Raw genomic sequence first — 3,438 nt, 5'->3', positions numbered from 1 at the left:
CTTACCTGGTTTTGGCCTCGGTTTACTTCCTCATCCGCCGGGAGACTGCCGAGCGAGAAGAGGCAGAACGATCCCTCAAGCAAGAGCGAGATTTTACCAACGCGGTTATCGATACGGCAGGGGCGCTGGTGGTGGTCATGGATCCAGAAGGGCGTATCCTGCGCTTCAACCGCGCTGCCGAGCAGCTTTCTGGCTACTCGCTGGCAGAGGTCAAGGGCCGGCTGCTATGGGACTTAGGTTTGATCCCACCGGAAGATGTGCCTGGTGTGAAGCAAGCTTTTGAACAGCTCAAGGGCAATCATTCCCTCTTTTTGAATCGCCATGAGAATTTTTGGCGCACCAAGCAAGGGGCACTGCGGCTTATTTCTTGGTCTAACACCGCCCTAATCAACGCTGCCGGCGAGGTGGAGTTTGTCATGGGCACCGGCATCGACATCACCGACCGTAGGCTGGCGGAGCTGGCCTTGAAAGAAAGCGAAGAGCGCTACCGGGATCTCTTTGAAAATGCCACTGACCTCATCCAAAGCGTGGATGCCGAAGGGCACTTTTTGTATGTCAACCGCACTTGGAAGGAGACCTTGGGCTACGACGAAGCTCAGGTCTATCAGATGACCCTCTTCGACATTCTCCATCCCGACTGCCGGGAGCACTGCCAGGCTCTTTTCCAGAAGCTTCTAGCAGGGGAGAAACTGGAGAGGGTAGAGACAGCTTTCCTCACGGCCAGCGGTGAAACTGTTTGGGTGGAGGGCAATGTCAACTGCCGCTTTGAAGATGGAGTGATGGTGGCTACGCGGGGCATCTTCCGCAACATTACCGAGCAGAAGAAAGCGGCAGAGGAATTGGAGCGGCAAAACCGCCGGGCTCAGTTGCTAGCCAATCTCAGCTTGAAGATCCGCGAATCTTTGGATATCGCCGAGATCCTAGAGACGGCGGTAACAGAAATCCAAGCCCTGCTCAAAGCCGACCGAGTCTTGGTCTACCGCTTCCAGCCGGATGGTTCTGGGATCATCTCCAACGAGAAAACTCAGCCGGGGATCCCCTCCTTGCTGGGAGAGGTGATCGAGGATCCCTGTTTTCAGGAAAAGTACGCCCAGCTCTACAGCCAGGGCCGCGTTCGCGTTGTTAGCGATGTGGAAAGTGAAGGACTGGAGCCTTGTTACCTAGAGCTGCTGCAAAAAATGCAGGTCAGGGCCAACTTGGTGGTGCCGCTGTTTTTGGAGCAGCAGTTGTGGGGGTTGTTGCTGGCCCACCAGTGCTCCGGGCCCCGTCAGTGGCAACCCTTTGAGATGGAGCTGCTATCGCAGTTGGCCAACCAAATTGGCATTGCCCTCACCCAGGCAGCCCTTTTGGAACGGGAGAGAAAGCGCAGCCTGGAGCTGGAGCAGGCCCGCAAAGCAGCTGAGCAGGCTGCACAGGCCAAGAGCAGCTTCTTGGCCACCATGAGCCACGAGATCCGCACCCCCATGAACGCGGTGTTGGGGATGACGGGCCTGCTGCTGGAGACCCCCCTCAATGCAGAACAGCGGGACTTTGTAGAGACCATCCGCGTCAGCGGCGATGCGCTGCTCACCCTCATCAACGACATCCTGGACTTCTCCAAATTGGAGGCCGGGGAAATGGAGCTGGAGATCCTGGATTTCGATCTCCGCTCGTGTCTGGAAGAGGTGGCGGATCTGTTTGCCCCCACTGCCCACGCCAAGGGATTGGAGCTGGCGGTGCTCATGCCACCGGAAGTGCCGCGCTACCTGCGGGGAGATGCCTCGCGACTACGGCAAATCCTCAACAATTTGGTAAGCAACGCCATTAAGTTCACCCACCGAGGAGAGGTGGTGATCCAAGCAGAGGTGCTGCAAGAAACCGCTACCCATGTCCACCTCAGGCTCTCGGTGAGAGATACCGGAATCGGGATCCCGGCGGCGGCGCAGAGCAAGCTGTTTCAACCGTTTAGCCAGGTGGATGCCTCTACTACCCGCAAATACGGAGGTACGGGACTGGGCTTGGCCATCTGCAAACAACTGACAGAACTGATGGGGGGAACCATCTCGTTGCAAAGCCAGGAGGGACAGGGCAGCACCTTCAGCGTTGAGCTGACCCTGGAGCGGCAGCCCTATGTCCAGCAGCTTGCCCAGCCTTCTGCTCGTGTCCCGGTGGATTTGCAGGGCAAGCGACTGTTGGTGGTGGACGACAACGCCACCAATCGCAAGATCCTGCGCTGCCAGGCCGCGGCTTGGGGAATGGTGGTGGAAGAGGCCGAAAATGCCTATCAGGCCATGGACAAGCTACGCCAAGCCGTTCGGGAAGGCAGACCCTTCCCCCTGGCCGTTTTGGATATGCAAATGCCGGAGGTGGATGGGGAGACCTTGGGCCGCTGGATCAAGGCAGATCCGCAACTGGCCGAGACGCAACTGGTGATGATGACCTCCCTGGGACTGGGGGAGCACTCCCGCCGCGCTGCCGAAATCGGCTTTGCTGCCTACCTGGTTAAGCCGGTAAAACAAAGCCGCCTTCAGGAGGCGTTGGCCATGGCCCTGGGGAAATCTTCTGGCCTCTCCACCTCTCTTTTGGGCATTGGCCCCCCTCTCTCTCAGACGACGCCTATGGCCGACCGACCCCAGCAGTCCCTGCGCATTTTGCTGGCAGAGGATAACCCCGTCAACCAAAAGGTGGCTTTGCGCCAGCTCCAGAGCTTGGGCTACAAGGCCGATGTGGTGGCCAATGGTCAGGAGGTATTGGATCTCCTGCAGCAGGTCAGATATGACCTTATTCTCATGGATTGCCAAATGCCGGTGATGGACGGCTACGAGGCCACCCGCCGCCTACGCCAACAGGAACGGAGATCCGGCCACCGCACAGTGGTGATTGCCATCACGGCCAACGCCATGCAGGAGGATAGGGAGCGCTGCCTGCAGGCAGGTATGGACGACTATCTCAGCAAGCCGGTGCTGAAGGAAGATTTGCAAAGGTTGCTCAACCACTGGAGCCAGGTGATTGCCCAGTCTGCAGCAGGATCCTCCAATGGATCCGCTTCTAAAGCAGCCTCTCCAAGCTCCCCCGGTAGGGACAGGGATCCCTCTTCTCCCACCTAGCCCTATCCCATCGACTCTGCCTACCTGGATCAGGTTTCCGGCGGGGATCGCGGGTTTCAGCGGGAGCTGCTGCAGGTGTTCATCCAAGATTGTGAAGCCCAGCTGCCGCAATTGCGCCAAGCCATTGCCGGTTACGACGCAGAAAGAATGCGGCGGGTCGCCCATCGCCTCAAAGGAGCCAGCTCCAACGTGGGAGCTAATGCTTTTTGCCAAGTGGTTCGCGAGCTGGAACACTTAGGAGTGGCGCTGGCCCAGCAGGGATCCCAAGGTGGTCATGACCTAGAATGGGCACGCGCTCTCCAGGCCCCAGAAGACCTAGAACGCATCTTGGCCGATATCCGCCAGTACTTGC

Annotated in this window: 2 protein-coding genes; both read left to right on the top strand. The window is 58.5% G+C overall.

Annotated features, from left to right (window positions below; genetic code table 11):
• Positions 1-3,086 (top strand): response regulator (locus NW829_RS10540; protein WP_414417036.1); only part of this gene is annotated, 3,086 nt, incomplete at its 5' end.
• A 75-nt stretch (positions 3,087-3,161) separates the two neighbouring features.
• On the top strand, positions 3,162-3,438 hold a 277-nt coding region (locus NW829_RS10535), incomplete at its 3' end, for an Hpt domain-containing protein (protein ID WP_414417035.1).

The sequence above is a fragment of the Synechococcus sp. R55.8 genome (genome assembly GCF_047461895.1).
Taxonomy (GTDB): Bacteria; Cyanobacteriota; Cyanobacteriia; order Thermostichales; family Thermostichaceae; genus Thermostichus.
Note: the sequence above shows the minus strand (reverse complement) of the source record. Positions and strands in the feature narration are given on the sequence as shown.